The sequence below is a fragment of the Acinetobacter sp. 16 genome (assembly GCF_033439925.1).
Taxonomy (GTDB): domain Bacteria; phylum Pseudomonadota; class Gammaproteobacteria; order Pseudomonadales; family Moraxellaceae; genus Acinetobacter; species Acinetobacter junii.
In genome coordinates, this window is the sequence record NZ_CP137747.1 from 116,120 (window position 1) to 131,063 (window position 14,944).

Annotated in this window: 15 protein-coding genes and 1 pseudogene; 11 read left to right on the forward strand and 5 right to left on the reverse strand. The window is 36.7% G+C overall.

The window, feature by feature from the left end; translation table 11 throughout:
• Window positions 1-12: 12 nt before the first annotated feature.
• From R2H34_RS17230 to R2H34_RS17265, 8 genes are all read left to right on the forward strand, one after another.
• Window positions 13-915: a hypothetical protein gene (locus R2H34_RS17230; protein WP_240016371.1), complete on the forward strand. Its 903-nt coding sequence runs from the start codon at window positions 13-15 to the stop codon at window positions 913-915.
• A gap of 18 nt (window positions 916-933) precedes the next feature.
• Window positions 934-1,512, forward strand: a complete 579-nt coding sequence (locus tag R2H34_RS17235) for a type VI secretion protein (protein WP_240016370.1) — start codon at window positions 934-936, stop codon at window positions 1,510-1,512.
• A 102-nt stretch (window positions 1,513-1,614) separates the two neighbouring features.
• Window positions 1,615-2,019, forward strand: a complete 405-nt coding sequence (locus tag R2H34_RS17240; RefSeq protein ID WP_045124695.1) for a hypothetical protein — start codon at window positions 1,615-1,617, stop codon at window positions 2,017-2,019.
• Between the two features lie 60 nt (window positions 2,020-2,079).
• Window positions 2,080-2,841, forward strand: a complete 762-nt coding sequence (locus R2H34_RS17245) for an HNH endonuclease signature motif containing protein (protein ID WP_228136285.1) — start codon at window positions 2,080-2,082, stop codon at window positions 2,839-2,841.
• A gap of 6 nt (window positions 2,842-2,847) precedes the next feature.
• Window positions 2,848-3,891 carry a hypothetical protein gene (locus tag R2H34_RS17250; RefSeq protein WP_045124697.1) on the forward strand — a complete coding sequence of 348 codons (1,044 nt, stop codon included), beginning with the start codon at window positions 2,848-2,850 and terminating at the stop codon, window positions 3,889-3,891.
• A 12-nt stretch (window positions 3,892-3,903) separates the two neighbouring features.
• Entirely contained in the window at window positions 3,904-7,170 is a 3,267-nt protein-coding gene (locus tag R2H34_RS17255) for an ATP-binding protein (RefSeq protein ID WP_155393321.1), read from the forward strand.
• Window positions 7,171-7,244: 74 nt separating this feature from the next.
• Window positions 7,245-9,986: a type IV secretion system DNA-binding domain-containing protein gene (locus tag R2H34_RS17260; RefSeq protein WP_240016369.1), complete on the forward strand. Its 2,742-nt coding sequence runs from the start codon at window positions 7,245-7,247 to the stop codon at window positions 9,984-9,986.
• Between the two features lie 105 nt (window positions 9,987-10,091).
• Complete coding sequence (locus tag R2H34_RS17265) at window positions 10,092-11,099, forward strand: SMEK domain-containing protein (RefSeq protein ID WP_240016368.1); 1,008 nt, start codon at window positions 10,092-10,094, stop codon at window positions 11,097-11,099.
• Between the two features lie 104 nt (window positions 11,100-11,203).
• On the opposite strand, the gene R2H34_RS17270 is transcribed toward R2H34_RS17265, so the two are convergent.
• Genes R2H34_RS17270 through R2H34_RS17290 form a run of 5 tightly spaced genes read right to left on the reverse strand, consistent with a single transcriptional unit; the run spans window position 11,204 to window position 13,312 of the window.
• Window positions 11,204-11,707 (reverse strand): hypothetical protein, encoded by a 504-nt coding sequence (locus tag R2H34_RS17270; RefSeq protein WP_240016367.1) that lies wholly within the window; start codon window positions 11,705-11,707, stop codon window positions 11,204-11,206.
• Window positions 11,708-11,726: 19 nt separating this feature from the next.
• Window positions 11,727-12,176, reverse strand: a complete 450-nt coding sequence (locus R2H34_RS17275; protein ID WP_151711496.1) for a hypothetical protein — start codon at window positions 12,174-12,176, stop codon at window positions 11,727-11,729.
• A gap of 29 nt (window positions 12,177-12,205) precedes the next feature.
• The gene (locus R2H34_RS17280; RefSeq protein ID WP_240016365.1) at window positions 12,206-12,694 is read right to left on the reverse strand and encodes a thermonuclease family protein; all 489 of its coding nucleotides are present in this window, start codon (window positions 12,692-12,694) and stop codon (window positions 12,206-12,208) included.
• 8 nt (window positions 12,695-12,702) lie between these two features.
• Window positions 12,703-12,927 (reverse strand): hypothetical protein, encoded by a 225-nt coding sequence (locus R2H34_RS17285; protein WP_044424310.1) that lies wholly within the window; start codon window positions 12,925-12,927, stop codon window positions 12,703-12,705.
• 4 nt (window positions 12,928-12,931) lie between these two features.
• Complete coding sequence (locus tag R2H34_RS17290; RefSeq protein WP_240016364.1) at window positions 12,932-13,312, reverse strand: hypothetical protein; 381 nt, start codon at window positions 13,310-13,312, stop codon at window positions 12,932-12,934.
• A 313-nt stretch (window positions 13,313-13,625) separates the two neighbouring features.
• Between R2H34_RS17290 and R2H34_RS17295 the strand changes: the two genes are divergently transcribed.
• The 3 genes and pseudogenes from R2H34_RS17295 to R2H34_RS17305 all read left to right on the forward strand — a co-directional run.
• Entirely contained in the window at window positions 13,626-14,150 is a 525-nt protein-coding gene (locus tag R2H34_RS17295) for a hypothetical protein (protein ID WP_240016363.1), read from the forward strand.
• Window positions 14,151-14,159: 9 nt separating this feature from the next.
• Entirely contained in the window at window positions 14,160-14,441 is a 282-nt protein-coding gene (locus tag R2H34_RS17300; RefSeq protein WP_240016362.1) for a hypothetical protein, read from the forward strand.
• Window positions 14,442-14,550: 109 nt separating this feature from the next.
• Window positions 14,551-14,769: pseudogene (locus tag R2H34_RS17305) on the forward strand (hypothetical protein); the annotation flags it as partial.
• Window positions 14,770-14,944: the final 175 nt, after the last annotated feature.

Here is a 14,944-nt window from a genome sequence, read left to right on the forward strand (position 1 = left end):
GGAGTTTTTGATATGAGTCAGAATCAAGATTTAGACCACGATATTGATGATTATTCTTATGAATCATCTACACATGCGCCTGAAACTGGTAAATCCAATAAAGAGAAATACATCATTATTGGTGCTGTGGTGGTCGGATTATTACTTGTTGTTTTCTTATTCATGGGTAAGAAAGGTGGTAATAAGCAAGTTGCTCAGGAAGTTCCAGTAGAGACAGCAGCAGCTCCTCAAGTAGCACCGTCAGTGCCGAATGGTGCGCCGATGGCTGATCCAAATATGGCAGCAGCAGGAGGTTTCCAGAATATGCCTGCGCCGTATCAGGAAACTCAAATGATGGAAGTTCCTGTAACTATGCCAAAACAGACTCAACCTGTTTCTGGTGATGTGACAATCAAGACTAGCAATGGACAAGACGTACCTGCATATAGCTACGAGGGTCAACAGTTAATTAGCCAGTTCAATGCAGCGAACAATTTACCTCCAGTGTATGTTCCGAATACTCCTGCACCTGTTAATCCGAACAGCCCACAAGGACAGATGCAACAACAGGCTGCTATGACAAATCAAGAACTGATTCAGGCTCAAACTGAAAACACTCAATTACGTGCACAGTTAAACAGTATGCGTGATGTGGTTCAACGTCAGCATATCACCATTGGTCAACTTCAATTGTTAATCAAAAATACCCGTGCGAATCAAGGTGCGAACGTTGTAACGCTACGTGAAACTAAAAAAGGTGTTGCAGTAGGTAAAGCAATACCTGCCAATCAAGAAGTGATTGCGACTGTGGGTAATCGTGTATGGCTCACTGATGGCCGAAATACAAGTTCTTATGCTGTAGGTGATCGCTTACCAACAGGCTACCGAGTTCTTGATGTAAACGAACAATCTGGTGAAGTTTCGTTCACTAAATAGTGATCAAGGAGTCGGAGCATGGAATTTGTTGAGGTATTACAGAACTCAGGAACGTTAATCGTTGCTACGACAACAGTTGTTCGTTACGCATGTATTTTATTTGGATTCATTATCTTTGTAAGAGCAGTTTTCGACTTCGTTGGTGTAGTAGATCCAGTCAATGCAAGTCGATATTTAACACAAATTCGCCGTCCATCTGCGATGGGTGTTTTTGTAAAGTTGATCATTGCAGTGATCATGGCGCAATTGGGTTTAAATCTCCAATTAGTCGATGTGATGGGAAGTTTTATGAGTGATACGACACCTGCTGCGGTCACTTATTACGACTATTCACAAAATGTTGGAAATTCTTATACAGCGGAACTGAATCTTACAGTTTTGGTTCTAATCGGAGTGTGTCAGCTAGTTGGACTACTGGCACTAATGAAAGGTCTATTTATCTGGAGAGACAATAGTGATGGCATTGGCAAATCAAGTAATGCTCAGGGCTTTGTCTATCTCATAGGAGGAATGCTCGCATACAAAATAGAAGAAGTTCATGCTTTGGCAGCAACAATTTTTGGGCTTGATTTTTTCAAAATCATCGGGCTTACCTAACAACTTTTTTATAACTGTCTAAGTTGGTCGATCCACTTAGGCGATAAATCTAAATCTTTGATTTTTCTATGAAAAATCTAAAAAGGAAAAGTGAGGCGAAAAATGTCTTTAAATATCAATAGCTTACAGCAATCAACTAGCAACGCCTATTTAAAAGCAGGGGTGTTCTTAACAATGTGTGGAATGGCAGCTGCTTCTTATGCTGACACAACAGCACTTGAGGGCGGTTCTAAACGTGGTGCAGCTGCGGCAGGTGAATCAATCGGTGACATTAAAGACCGTGCAACTGGTGGCTTAAATGATGCTATGTCATTTGGTCAATTAGCAATGATCTTTGTTGGATTCGTACTGTTTGTTTTAGCAATTCTTGATTTTACCAAAATTGGAAAACCTGGTAGTGATGCGACAGCTCCTAAAGCAATTGGTAAATTGGCTGTAGGTGTGGTCTTGGCAGGATCAGGATACTTCTTCTTCTCTGGTGCGAACTCAGCAGCAGGCAACGTCTAACTGACGTAAATGGGATAATAGACTTCTATTATCCCATTACCTTAAGAAAAGGAAATGAGAATGAAAGATTTGCAAATGGATACAATCTCAGATGCAGAAAAATACCTGCATGTAGTTGATTCAAATATTTCTGTTCCCTTTTTTGCTAAGCATGATCATCGTTGCTATTTCTGTGATTTTCACGATTTAAAGTTTCTGGAAATTCACCATCTTGACGGAAATCACAGTAATAACAATGAATCCAATTTAGTACCTGCCTGCACCCTATGCCATAGAGTCCATCATTTGTCATGGTGTCTCTCTGATAAGGCAGCTTCACTAGGTATTTGTCATGATCTTGATCAGGTTCAGGTGAATCACATTGTTAGATTTATGATCGTATTGGCTCATCATCCTGACAAAGCCATTAATGTTTACTTTAAGTCTGGTGGTCTCTTTGCTTCGCTTATTGATAATCTAGCCATGCAATTTTCACGTCCGAATATCGATCTGGAACAGGTGCGAAATAGCATATTTACCGAATTCCCTGAAGCTGAAAAGGATGTTAAAGAGGCATTGATTGATGATCGTATTAATGCTGCTTACATTCGCCAGTCGCTTGCCTCAAATGATGGATTAGAACGTCTGATTAATGCGCTTAAGCTAATAAAAGGTAAGGGTGGACAGATTAAGCAAGGATCACTTTTTCCTTTTGTTTTACTATTTAATGAAAATATTTTTAATCAGGATCAAATTCAGTATTACTTATCATTAGATGAGTTTAATTCTAATAAATGGACTCAGATTTATGAGCAAAAATTGCTTGCAAATTTGAGTAAGTGAGGTCTTATGTTCGATGAATATTTACAACCTTATTTATATAAGTCGGTTAGAAATTTAAATCATTCTTCACAGTTTGATTTTTTAAACGAATTAAATCAATTAAACGTTTCAGTTAATCCAGAACTTAATAACATATATCAAAAATTCGGAAGTTTTTATGAGTCGAGTCTTGAGCTATCGAATCAATATGAGCCATTATTCTTATCGACATTTTCAAACTATATCATTGACTCGTTAGTAAATACTGATTTGCCTTTACTTGTACCGTTTGAGACGTTGACTGAAGAACAGCAAAGACAGATCTATGATGTTAAAGCTTCTACGTTAAATGTCATCAAGCTAACAGATCAGCAACTATCGCCCAAAGCAGTAAAACGCCTTGCTTTACTTGGGATGAATACAACTTTACCAATCATTTGTACTGACCAAGAAATTTCTATGTTTGGCAAGCTAGAACTGACTTTTGAATTGATTCATCAAATCGAGTGTTGGTCTTTTAAATTTAATATGATTAATCATACTCGAAATTCTCTTTCTATTTTTGATAGAGACCACATGCAGGAATTAAACCATATTGCGAATGATCTACTTGGCGTGGATCTAGGTATTTTTTCTTTCCTTTTTAATCAAAAAGTAAGAGGGGATTTTGCAAAACGTCTAGATAATATTGAGGATATTGAGATTGCTGTCCATGCCTCAGAATTGGCTGATGATTCTGGTGATCTTTTTTTCCATGTAGGTTATCAGGCAAACTCTTTTAAATCGCAATTTTTCAAATTATTGGATCAGGACTTATTAGCTTCACCATTTTATCTAAAGCAGTATATTGATACCAAACAAGATTATAAGGTGCTCGATTTTAAACAGAAATCTAACAATATTATGTCGTTCTTATTGTTGTATTTTGCTTTATATCAAAAGGATGCACTTAATGACATTAATCAACTATTTCATACAAATTCGGATGTGAACCACCAGACTATTTTAAACAAGATATTTTCTTGCTTTGATAATCGATCTTTTACTTCTCAACCGTTATCAATCTCTTAAAAAGGTTAAATTATGGGAAATGCTAAACAAAAAACAGATACTAGAAGTACTGTTAAAACTAATAAAGCAAAAGCTAAACCGCCTGTTGCTAAACCTTATAAGCCGAGTGCTACGATTTCAGCAGTTGAACTGGTACTGGTGTGGCTTGCTAAGATGTTTAAGGCATCGGCAGAAGATTACTGTGAAATTGAAACGGTGGACGGTCACTACAATTTGGTACTTCAAAATGGTGCTTTAGTTACCTTGCTGCGATATGACGGTATCAGATCCACGATTGATTATAACGAAATCTTTCTTGGCCAGATTGATCGATTGAATAGCTACCTGCGAAACCCATTCAAAACGGTTGGCCATAAGTTGATGTGGGTTTTCAGACGTGATCTCGATGGTAATGCAGGTATTGATCGTATTATCGAGATCCAAAAAAAAACGGCAAGTACACTTGGTTTGAACTTGAACTCATTTATTGATGAAAATAAGGCCATTTATGAACCTTATCTATATGATGAACAAAGCTATATTGCCGTTATCACTCATCCTCGATTACTAGATGCAGCCGAAATTAAAAACGATCATAAACGTATTGCTGATTTAGCTAAGCGTTATGAAATTGGCACAATGAAAGATGCACAAAATCTGTTGCACGGATTGCCTGCACTAAAGGCAATCCATGATACTTTTGTTCAGGGTATTATCAACGAGCTTGAACATTCTGACTTTAAAGGTGTGGTAGAAAAACTGGATGTTAGTGGTGCTATCACTTCAATTGGTCGCATGATGAACCCTCGCTATTTTGATCCAAACTATAAGCCATTCATTCCTAATTCTGGAATGCCTATCCCTTTGCGTTGGAAATCTCGTCCGAGTCCTAATGACTATTCTGAAGTGCTTTATCCAAAGATTTCAGATCAGCTGATGATCCAGACAATTACACCACTGGATAGTAAGGACAAGGCAGGTGACATCACTGCGCCAAAAGGATCTGTAGAAGTCGGTGATCTGGTCTATGCACCTATTCCATTGAGCGTACCTCCATCCCCAAGTTTTTCGGGCATGTCATCAATTATGCCAACTTTTGCTGATTTCTTCGACCGAATGAATCAGCAGACAACTGAATTAAGTGATGGATCAGTACGGGCAATTCCTTATGCCGTTTCATTCATGCTTTCAGGCGATGGTATGGCCAGTATTGGCCTTAAACGTGCTTTAGCATCGGTTGTGGCATGGCAAGGTGCAGATAATGCTCAATTAAAGTCAGCAGGTGATGCCCTACAGCGTTATGCGGACTTTGGCGGTACAGTGGTCGGTTTACAGGTCTCTGCGATGACTTGGGATGAAAAGACTGAAAAAGGGTTGGAGCGATTACAAATTCGCAAATCTAAGTTATGGCGTGCATTACAGAACTGGGGTCATGCAGCTCCACTGGAGCGTACTGGGGATGTGGTTCAAGCCTATCTTACTCATTTCCCTTTAGGCTTTAATCATCATGCACCCCTAGCAGCTGCTCCGTTACCAGACGCATTACACCTACTTCCATTGGATCGTCCTGCATCACCATTCAAAAAAGGCACAATGGTTCAAAGAACACCTTGCGGAAAGATGGTGAAGTTAGAGCACTTCTCCGATGAACTTGCCTATAACTACACGATCATCATTGGTTCAATGGGTTCGGGTAAGTCGATGCAGATGAACAATGAATTATTTGAATCTGTTCTTGCAGCAGGCCTAGATCGTATTCCGTATATTTTTATTACAGACGTTGGGATGACCTCATCAGGCCTAGTCTTTGGTATTCAAAATGCTTTGGATACTTCTCGAAAAAATCTGTGTGTGTATCGCAGGATCTCACGTACTAAACGGGATGCTATTAATCCGCTAGAAACGGCTGTTGGTTTACAACATCCATTGTCAAATGAATTCGCAGAAATGAAATCCTTTCTAGTGACACTTGTTACCCCATCGGAACTCGATAGACCAGAAGCGGAAGTATCAAACGTAATTTCATTGATCCTGAAAGAAACATTTGATTTCTTTGCCACAGATAATGACCAAGCTCAACCTAAACTATATCAAATTGGCCAGAGTACTGAACTTGATTTTCTATTGAGAGAACTTCGGATCAACATTGATGTGAGTAAGCAATTAAGATTGCATGATCTGGCTTTACTGTGTCATCAACGTGCAGAATCGATTTTAGAGCGTGATACGGCTAGTCAACAGCGCAAAAACAAGCTTTATCGTGCTAGAAACTTGGCTCACCGCTATGCTATGCCTATTCTCGCTGACTGTATTGCAGTGACTAAGTTTGATACGGTTAAACGTATTTATGGCAACTATAAATTAAGCAATGGTGATTACATCTTGGATGCGATTGCCCGTGCCATGTCTCAAGTGGCAATTGATTATCCAAACTTCAATAACTATACCGAATTCGATATTTCTGATGCCCGTATTGCTTCAGTGGATCTACAAGATGTGATTGTGAAAAACAATCCAAAGAATAACTCGTTATTCTTCCAGATCATTCGCATGTTCTATAAAAAACGTATCGCCTATTCAGAAGAAGACTTACAACGTGGTGAGATCCCTGATACCTATCTCGAATACTATTCAAGACTGGTTGCCGAGTTGAAAGTTGACCGTAAATATATGGTATTTGATGAAATGCACAACATTAAGTCAGACCAGACCATGCTTGCTGAATTAGAACGAGATAGCCGTGAAGCCCGTAAATGGGGTATTGCCTATTACTTAAGCTCACAATACATCAGTGACTTTGGATTACTGGTGAAAGCTGCTCGTAGATTTGTTGTTTGTTCATCGGGTTCACCTGAAGAACGAAAAGAAATTGTTCAGGCCTTATCCCTTACACCTGCTCAAGTCAGTCGTTTGACAACGGCAGTAGGCCTACGTCCAACAGGTATGACTTATTTATCCAAAGTGATCAATAAGCAGGGCAATGAATTTGTTCAGTTCCTCACTTCAATGGTTGGTTCAAAACGCCTGTGGTTATTAACCACAGATCCAGATGACCAAGCGGTACGCAGCATACTTCGTAAACGCTATGACTTGGATACAGTCATCAATATGTTGGCCATGATTCACCCTAGAGGTGTTAAATCAATTATTCAGGTCAAAAAGGAAGAACGTGCTTTAGAACTCGCCAGTAGTTCAATGAGCATTGATCAGCAGCAAGCAGCAGTAGAATCGGTTTATAACGAATTGGCTGATGATATTGTAAATACCTATAACTATATCAATAGTCGTAGTGTGGCTTAAGTTGGTACTCACAGAGAACTTCCATTCAATTTAGGAAGTTCTCTTTTTTTATAAGAAAAAGGAAAAGTTGAAAGATGGTTGCGCCTAGACACGATGGAACTACAAATCAATTTGAACCGAAAGATTTACGTGTAGATACCCGTGATATATTTCAGAAAATGCACCAAGCATTGCTGAAATCTGATGGGTCTCAGTTATTTGCCATAGTTATTTCTTCGCTTGCCGTATTAACAATTTTCTTTCCCTTTTTCTTAATTCTTTTAACGCCAATCGCCTTATTAATGATCCGTTTGTACTTAGTACCTAAAAAACGGTTTCACAATATGCCATATCGAGTGCCTAAACATGCCAAGATCCCTGACGGATCTTTTGATGCTCTGGCCAGAAAGGTTTCCTTGTGGAAAAATCCTGAGAAAGCATGGGGAGATGGTACATATTACTATGGTGTTGACCGCATCACAGGACAACAGGTTTGGAAAACAGACAGTGATGAAAGAACCCATGACCTGCTCATTGGTACAACGGGTGCAGGTAAGACTGAAACGATTAAAATGATCCTGACCAATCCATTGCTGCAAAATAGTGGATTTATCATTTCTGATGCAAAGGGTACAACGGATCTAGTCGCTGAATTAATGTATTTGACTGCTCGTTTTATGCGTCAAGACGATATGTTGGTGACTAACTTTATTACCGCAGGGCGAGACTTGCTTGAGAAGCAAGAAGATAAGCTCAGTAACACATTTAACCTGATGTCATACACCAGTGCAGCCATGCTAAGTGAACAGTTGGTGTACCTATTGGATGACTCTGGTGGTTCAGGTGGTGATATGTGGAAAGGCCGTACAATTATGTACCTGACCGCATTAACCAATATTCTGACATTTCTTCGAGATCGTGGCCTATTACTACTTCAGCCAAAAACTTACGTTGAATATCAGGAACTCAACTTAATTATCCGTGTGGCCTACGGAGAGGATTTTGAAAAATATTATAAAATCTTTGGTGAAAAATACATCACAGCTGTAAGTCCATTACGTGCCTATCTTGGCTCTTTGGCAGGTTTTGATGAAAGCAGAATGTACAAACAGGATGCAAAAACCAATGAACAGCACGGCTATGTAATTATGAGTTTTACCCGTGCAATCAGTGATCTGTCATTTAACTTTGGTCATATCTATGGTGATAAAGCCTCAGAAATTGATATGTTCGATGTGGTATTGAACAGACGTTGTTTGCTGATTGTTTTACCTGCTCTACAAAATGCTCCAGATACGATCAAAATGCTTGGAAAACTCTGTGTCGGATCATTGAAGCAAATGATGGCAGGGGCATTGGGTAACAAGATTGATGGTGTGGTACGAAATGTTATTGAATCGAAAGTCACAGCCTCCAAGACTTGCTATAAAGTTGTTCTGGATGAAGTAGGCTACCAAATTGTGGCAGGTCTTTCGGTAATTCCTGCTCAAGCTCGTGGCTTATCTTTCAGTATGACCTTTTCCGCACAAGACGTTTCGGACATTTTACGTGCAGATGAAAAAGAGGGTGAGGCAATTATTGCCAATACCAATACAAAAACTATCGGTCGTATTAACTCTGGTGAACAAGGCCAAACTTATACCCGTGTTAAAGGGATTGTAAGTGATACCAATCAGGCCACGATTCAGGGCTACAATGTTGAGACAAGTGAACTATTTGGTACGAATTACCGACAGTCCACAAATGTAGGTATTGAGAAACGTCCAACAGTTTCTTATAAGTCATTGGCCACTCAGCAAGAGGGGCAATTCACAATGATTATTGCGAAAAAAATTGATGGCGGTAAAAGTGGCGTATTGTCTGCGATCCAAATGCAGACCATGTATGTAACACCACCAAAACTAAATAAGATCCGCTTAAATGATTTCGTATCGATAGAAAAGGAACTTTCATATTTTGACCACATCGAATATGAAGACCAGATTGCGAAATTAGCCAGTTTCATTGAAACTGGTACATTGGCTCAAAGTTGTCCGAACTATGGCAAAATTGAGGCAATAGGAGCTGAGAATCGGGGTATTCAATCTGACTTAGAAAATATCGGGGCAATGTTCAACCAAAACCAAAGTAATGTTGGTTCGTCATTCTATGCTGCACTCAGAACTATTCAGCTGATGCTTGAGGCAAGTAGCGTGAATGATTTTGCGTCTCCATTCTATGAGGTGGACGTAGCTGATAGTTCATTCAATGATGACTTAGATAATGAAATTGATAACTTATTTGCTGAAGTTAAAGTCGAGAATGAACAGCTTGCTTTTGTATTGGATGAGACCAACAAGATCCAGACGCAACAGCAAGCAGATTTACCACCTGAAGAAATATTAAAAAATATTGATCATTATTTGAAATTAAACCAAAACGAAGTTCAAACTGTCACTGAGGTTCAGGATTTTGTTAAGGAAAATAATTTCATTGATGCGGAGCAGCTGTATTCTAATGAGTTCGCTCAACGTGTGCAGTCGCACTTAAAATCTTCAGATATATTTATTTCCCATTTCTCCATCCCAAGTATAGAGGATCTACAGCAGCTTGATCAGGCAGCATTAGATACACAAAAGGCACTTACGAGGTATGTTGATGAATCGATGCTTGAGTTATGTGAGGAAGATGCGATTCAACGCTATCAATATGTGGAAGACTTTATCAATTGTCGTGATGTTTCAGTACAGAAGATGCAAAAGGAAATTAAAGATCAGGACGTTGAAATTTTACAAAGTTTAGAAAAGTATTATGAAATTATCTTTTCTCAAATCAGTAAAAACCTTAAAGATGAATGATGATTAAAGCAAAAAAGACTGGTTGATCCAGTCTTTTTTTGGCCTAAACAAAAGGGAATTTGATATATTTACAATTATTTAGATTAAAACTGATTTGGGGATGCCATGTTAACTAGAACAGAGCAAAGTCATCATCTGAGTACTGCATTTGCAAATTTGAGCACATCAATAACATTTAAATGTCAGCAAGGATTGTTCGATGATAATCATGTAATGGAGACCATTTTACCAACTTTGCTGAATCACCTTTATGGTTTGGGTTTAATGAATCTAAATATAGTCAAGCATAACCATCCTGCAATAGATCTTGGTGATTCTATTATGGGTAAGGCTGTTCAGGTTACAGCAGATGGAAGTAGATCCAAGATGGTGGATACGCTCGAAATGCTAGAAAAGCATGAATTGGATAAAATTTATAAGGATATAACTTTTTTAATAATATCCAATGATCCAAAAATTAATTTTCAAAGACAAGGTTATTCAATATCAGTAAAGAATTTAGGGGATATTGCAAAAGACATTGGCCTGTTGCCACCTGAAAAATTCGATGTTATTTATAATTTTTGTGAAAATCAGTTTAGATACTATTTTACCAATAATACTCAAAGTTTTTTCCAACCAAAAGTATTGCCATCTAAAGATCCTAATATAGATATTAGTAATTACATGAAATCTAATGGATTCACTCAACCTTATGATGTATCAATTGTTGATATGCGAAATGGTCTCATATTATTGAAAGATACCCTTTCTGGTTTAAATGATGATCAACGTTGGTTTATCCATAAACTAATGAATTACGCAATTAATTATAAAGAAGATAAATGGTTTGAGTATTGTATTGCCCCTTATAGTTATATGGTTTCAGGTTTGCAACCAAACCAATACTTTATGTTCAAAACAACTGCACAAAGCTTAGAGGCTATGAAAATAGCATATTATGAAAATGAGCCAACATGGAAGTTTGACTTTCCTTTTTTTGGACTGACTTTTAGAACTCAAATTGAAGAATATAATTTTTTCAGTGGTCTTTGTTGTTTTATACATGAAAAAGGTGATTTAGGTTTATTAAAGAAAATTATAATTGATTGTGATTTTTCAGATATTAATTAAGAATAATTTGCCTTGAAAAAAGAAAGGAAAAAAGAAAGATTCATGGTTTGAAGCATGAATCTTTTGGCTATTCCGCATAGCCATTTGTAAGATTATTACTGATTTTATAATTGCGAGTGAGCGTATAATGCCTCTGCTTCATTTTCATAAATTAGTTCTTCATTTTTGAATTGATCGAGGGTAAGTTGTCCAGTCATTAGGGCAAGTCTAATACGAAAATTATTAAGAATTATTTTTTCCTTTTTTGCTAAGATCATCCAACCTGCACATATCTTTTCGCTATTCATTAGGGCGAATTTTACATTTTCTAATAGCTCAGGGATGTTGTATTTAATCTCAAGCTGTTTACGCATGTTCTCCAGTTCAATAGGATCTATATCCTCATCGATGATCCAGTCTAATTCATCATCGATCTGCTCCATTGCTTCATCGTATGGCTCTCTGGCATCTTTACTAGCAGTTTTATGACATGGGAAAAGTTGATCATCAAATTTCATATAATTGATGATCTGCAATATACGTTCAGGTCTTAAATAGCCATTTCCTTTTCTGAATGGGCACTCTTTACAAGCAGCTTTAAGATCAAATGAGTTATGTTCATTACACATAAAGGGTACTCTAAATTCTTTAATTCAACGGCTTGGTTAGGATCAATTCTAGAAGATCTTTGATAGATTTAGCTGTTTCTAGATCTCCACGTTTAAGAGCACTTTGGTATGCCTTTCGTTCTGGTTCTAAACGACTACTAAGGTCTTTAATAACTTCTGGTTTTAAGGATGTCTTTTTAGCATCAGATAGAGCTGTATTCTGTTCGGCGATCCATTGAGTTAAGAGGGACTTGTCCTCAAACTTGCCCTTTTGTAGTGTAATGGATCTGTTCAGTCTGGCTGTATCATCTTCAAAGTATCCCTCGAAGATTAGACCAAGAAGATTCTTGTCACCTGCATCGGCTTCAAAATGAAGTTCTTTATCGATATTACCCTTATCATCGAGCGTAAATATCACTAAAACCTTATTCTTGGATTTGGTAATGCGAATGCCTGCGTGGACATATAATTTTTTTTCGCCTTTTTCCATAATAATATTCTCAGGAAATGCACTGAAGATTAGCGGTAGTATTTTCGCCATGTAGCAGGATAAATAGGATTCTTATCGTTCCATAAGCCAAGTTTACGATATTTTGCCCTATTTTCCGCATCAACATAGGATTGGTCATTGCCATATTCTCTTGAATACCAAGCAAAACCGTTTTCTACAAGGTTTAAATTGACGTTGAGATTACCTATGTACACCGTGCCAATGTTTCGCTTATACAGATCCATTTTATTTGATTTTACATAGACAACTTTCCCATAAACCAGACTGTTTAAAAACTGGCGTGAAGCTTGGCCATAAGGTTGAGTTGGTACACTACTATTAGGGTGAGAAGTTTCTGGCGCATCAATATTTTCTAAACGTACAATCTGTTTTTGATTGTTTGAAATTACAGTGATCGTATCACCATCAGTTACGCTATACACTTTTCCAGAAAAATCGGCATAAGCATTTGTAGTTAAAAGGCACACAATAAAAGTCGAAAAGCTAAATTTTTTCATGGATATTCCTATTTTTTAAGTTCTGTATGGAGTGGATAATTCATAAGCTGACCAATCTTTTGCCAAGCCATAAAACCATACTTTGCCCGTAAGTAGTCGGTAGAAAGGATTGCAGCACAATCTTTGATATTCCAGAGTTCTGGATTACCGCTTTCTATGCGTTCTTTTCGTTTATTTCTGTGCAATTTCACATCATTTGAATTGCGTTTAGCTTTATCTTTTTTATCTAACATTAGCTTATTTCCTTTTATCTATTGTTAGAGTAAATGCGCCTGTAAAGACATTGGGTGTGTAATAACTATTAATTGATCTGTGGAAAATATGATCAACTTTCATTAAAAGCTCAGTCAGTTGAAGTTTGTCTTCAATCTGGAATTGCATTCGATCTATGTACAGCAATTTTGAAAGAGCAGCCTTAATTAAAAAAGCATCACTGATCCCGATTATAGGTGCATCAGTGTTTTTTGATTTTTGACTGAAGTTATTGTGGGGATTGACAAGGGGGAGGAATTTTTCAAGGATTTTTTCTAACAAAGTGAATGTGTTATCAGAAAAATTGAAAAAATCAGACTTGATATTGGCATTGTCGCCAACAAAACTAATTTGTACAGTTCGCATAAGTGCCTCTCAGTTCTCTTGGAATCTGAAAAAATTTAAAAACATTGCCCATCAGTCATTTCTGATCTGATATAAGCACTATAATTATGTCTTAGCATTAAGTCAATATAGTTTATTTAATATGTACAAAGTACATATAAATAAATATTGATTTATAATAATAAATATGTACAATGTACACATAAGATATGATATTTAGTATTTTTTCTGATTCAAATGATAGTTGTGCGACACACTATGTCGTTTTTTTAGCTTTTTTGAAGTCAAAATGCTTCAAAAAGATTATACTTAGTGGATTTGAAAGATCCTAATTATGATGGATGAAGTAATGGGTAAAGAACAATATTTAGACTTTAAATTGCCAGATTATACGTCTGGAGGTGTAGGGACTGATCGATCTCATGGTTTGGGAGATGCCAGACTTTTTTCTATTTTTATAGATGGTCGTCCACTGGATAGCCTAACCGAAAAAGAAAAAGCTTTTTATGATCATATTCAAAGCAATCCAAACGTTTACGATATTACTTATTCTACTTGGAGTGATGGAGGTATAAAAACGCATATTGGAAGTTTTGATAGTCATTTAATTTACAATCGTTTTATACTTTGGATTCCCTTTTTTGTTATATCTTTTATTTCAAATTTTGTTTACTCCATGAATAAGGGTAGTGAATTCTCAATAATAGTTATAATTATTAATTTCTTGGTTTTTGGAATAGGATTAATTGGTGTCCCATCAACCATGTTTAAACCTACTTTTGATAAAGATAGTTTTAAAATATGGTATCCGTTGTTATTAATCCTATCTATTGTTGTTTCTATCTTTGCAAATATTTAGGATTTTAAAATGATTGATAAAAATGTACGCAATAGAGCAATTAAAACAACATATTTAGAATATCAAGGCGATTTAAGCTTCATAAAAGACATTCTTTTGGCTTCTGATGATTTGGTTAATATTGATAATATAACTGAAGATATGCTTAAAAAAATATTTTATGAACTTGATGATGGTGTTTTTTTTAGTGGACTAAAATGGGGTTTTTCTGATACTGAGGTAAGATCAGAGTTATATCAATGGTTTGATGGCAATAACTCTCAAATTCTAAATATTTTGAATGGTACTTAAAACTTATTAAATATGGCGCATTAATTGTGTAGTTTGACAATCAGGTCGTAAACTAGACATTAATGTTCTAAACTTAAACAATATATTTGTAAACCAAAAGGTTGAATAAATGGGACAAGCTAAACAAAGGGGTACACTTGAGCAAAGAGTAAAGCAAGCTCAAGAACAAAAAGATGATTTTTATGGAACTGAAAGAAGTGTAGCAGAAGTTCTAGCTGAACTAGGCTTACCAAAAGAAAGTACAGTAAAAGGTTATGTTATCCATCTACCTGAAAAAGATGAATTTGTAGCTGCAATTAATGACAATAATATTTCTTTTTCAGTTGCTGTGACTGACCATTAAAGTCTCAAAAATGACATTAATGTTCTAAACTTTAACAATATAGTTGTAAACTCAAAGAGGAAGTTTGAATGAATATTACGAAAAAATCAGATTCAATACTTGTGGTATTTTTTAAGTTGTTTCTTTGTAGCAGTGCATTTGTTGCATGTATTTTATTTGG

Coding starts and splice junctions, on each gene's coding strand:
- R2H34_RS17230 (WP_240016371.1), top strand. CDS start 13: ATGAGTCAGAATCAAGATTTAGACCACGATATTGATGATTATTCTTAT.
- R2H34_RS17255 (WP_155393321.1), top strand. CDS start 3,904: ATGGGAAATGCTAAACAAAAAACAGATACTAGAAGTACTGTTAAAACT.
- R2H34_RS17275 (WP_151711496.1), bottom strand. CDS start 12,176: ATGGAAAAAGGCGAAAAAAAATTATATGTCCACGCAGGCATTCGCATT.
- R2H34_RS17235 (WP_240016370.1), top strand. CDS start 934: ATGGAATTTGTTGAGGTATTACAGAACTCAGGAACGTTAATCGTTGCT.
- R2H34_RS17285 (WP_044424310.1), bottom strand. CDS start 12,927: ATGTTAGATAAAAAAGATAAAGCTAAACGCAATTCAAATGATGTGAAA.
- R2H34_RS17290 (WP_240016364.1), bottom strand. CDS start 13,312: ATGCGAACTGTACAAATTAGTTTTGTTGGCGACAATGCCAATATCAAG.
- R2H34_RS17250 (WP_045124697.1), top strand. CDS start 2,848: ATGTTCGATGAATATTTACAACCTTATTTATATAAGTCGGTTAGAAAT.
- R2H34_RS17280 (WP_240016365.1), bottom strand. CDS start 12,694: ATGAAAAAATTTAGCTTTTCGACTTTTATTGTGTGCCTTTTAACTACA.
- R2H34_RS17265 (WP_240016368.1), top strand. CDS start 10,092: ATGTTAACTAGAACAGAGCAAAGTCATCATCTGAGTACTGCATTTGCA.
- R2H34_RS17240 (WP_045124695.1), top strand. CDS start 1,615: ATGTCTTTAAATATCAATAGCTTACAGCAATCAACTAGCAACGCCTAT.
- R2H34_RS17295 (WP_240016363.1), top strand. CDS start 13,626: ATGATGGATGAAGTAATGGGTAAAGAACAATATTTAGACTTTAAATTG.
- R2H34_RS17245 (WP_228136285.1), top strand. CDS start 2,080: ATGAAAGATTTGCAAATGGATACAATCTCAGATGCAGAAAAATACCTG.
- R2H34_RS17300 (WP_240016362.1), top strand. CDS start 14,160: ATGATTGATAAAAATGTACGCAATAGAGCAATTAAAACAACATATTTA.
- R2H34_RS17270 (WP_240016367.1), bottom strand. CDS start 11,707: ATGTGTAATGAACATAACTCATTTGATCTTAAAGCTGCTTGTAAAGAG.
- R2H34_RS17260 (WP_240016369.1), top strand. CDS start 7,245: ATGGTTGCGCCTAGACACGATGGAACTACAAATCAATTTGAACCGAAA.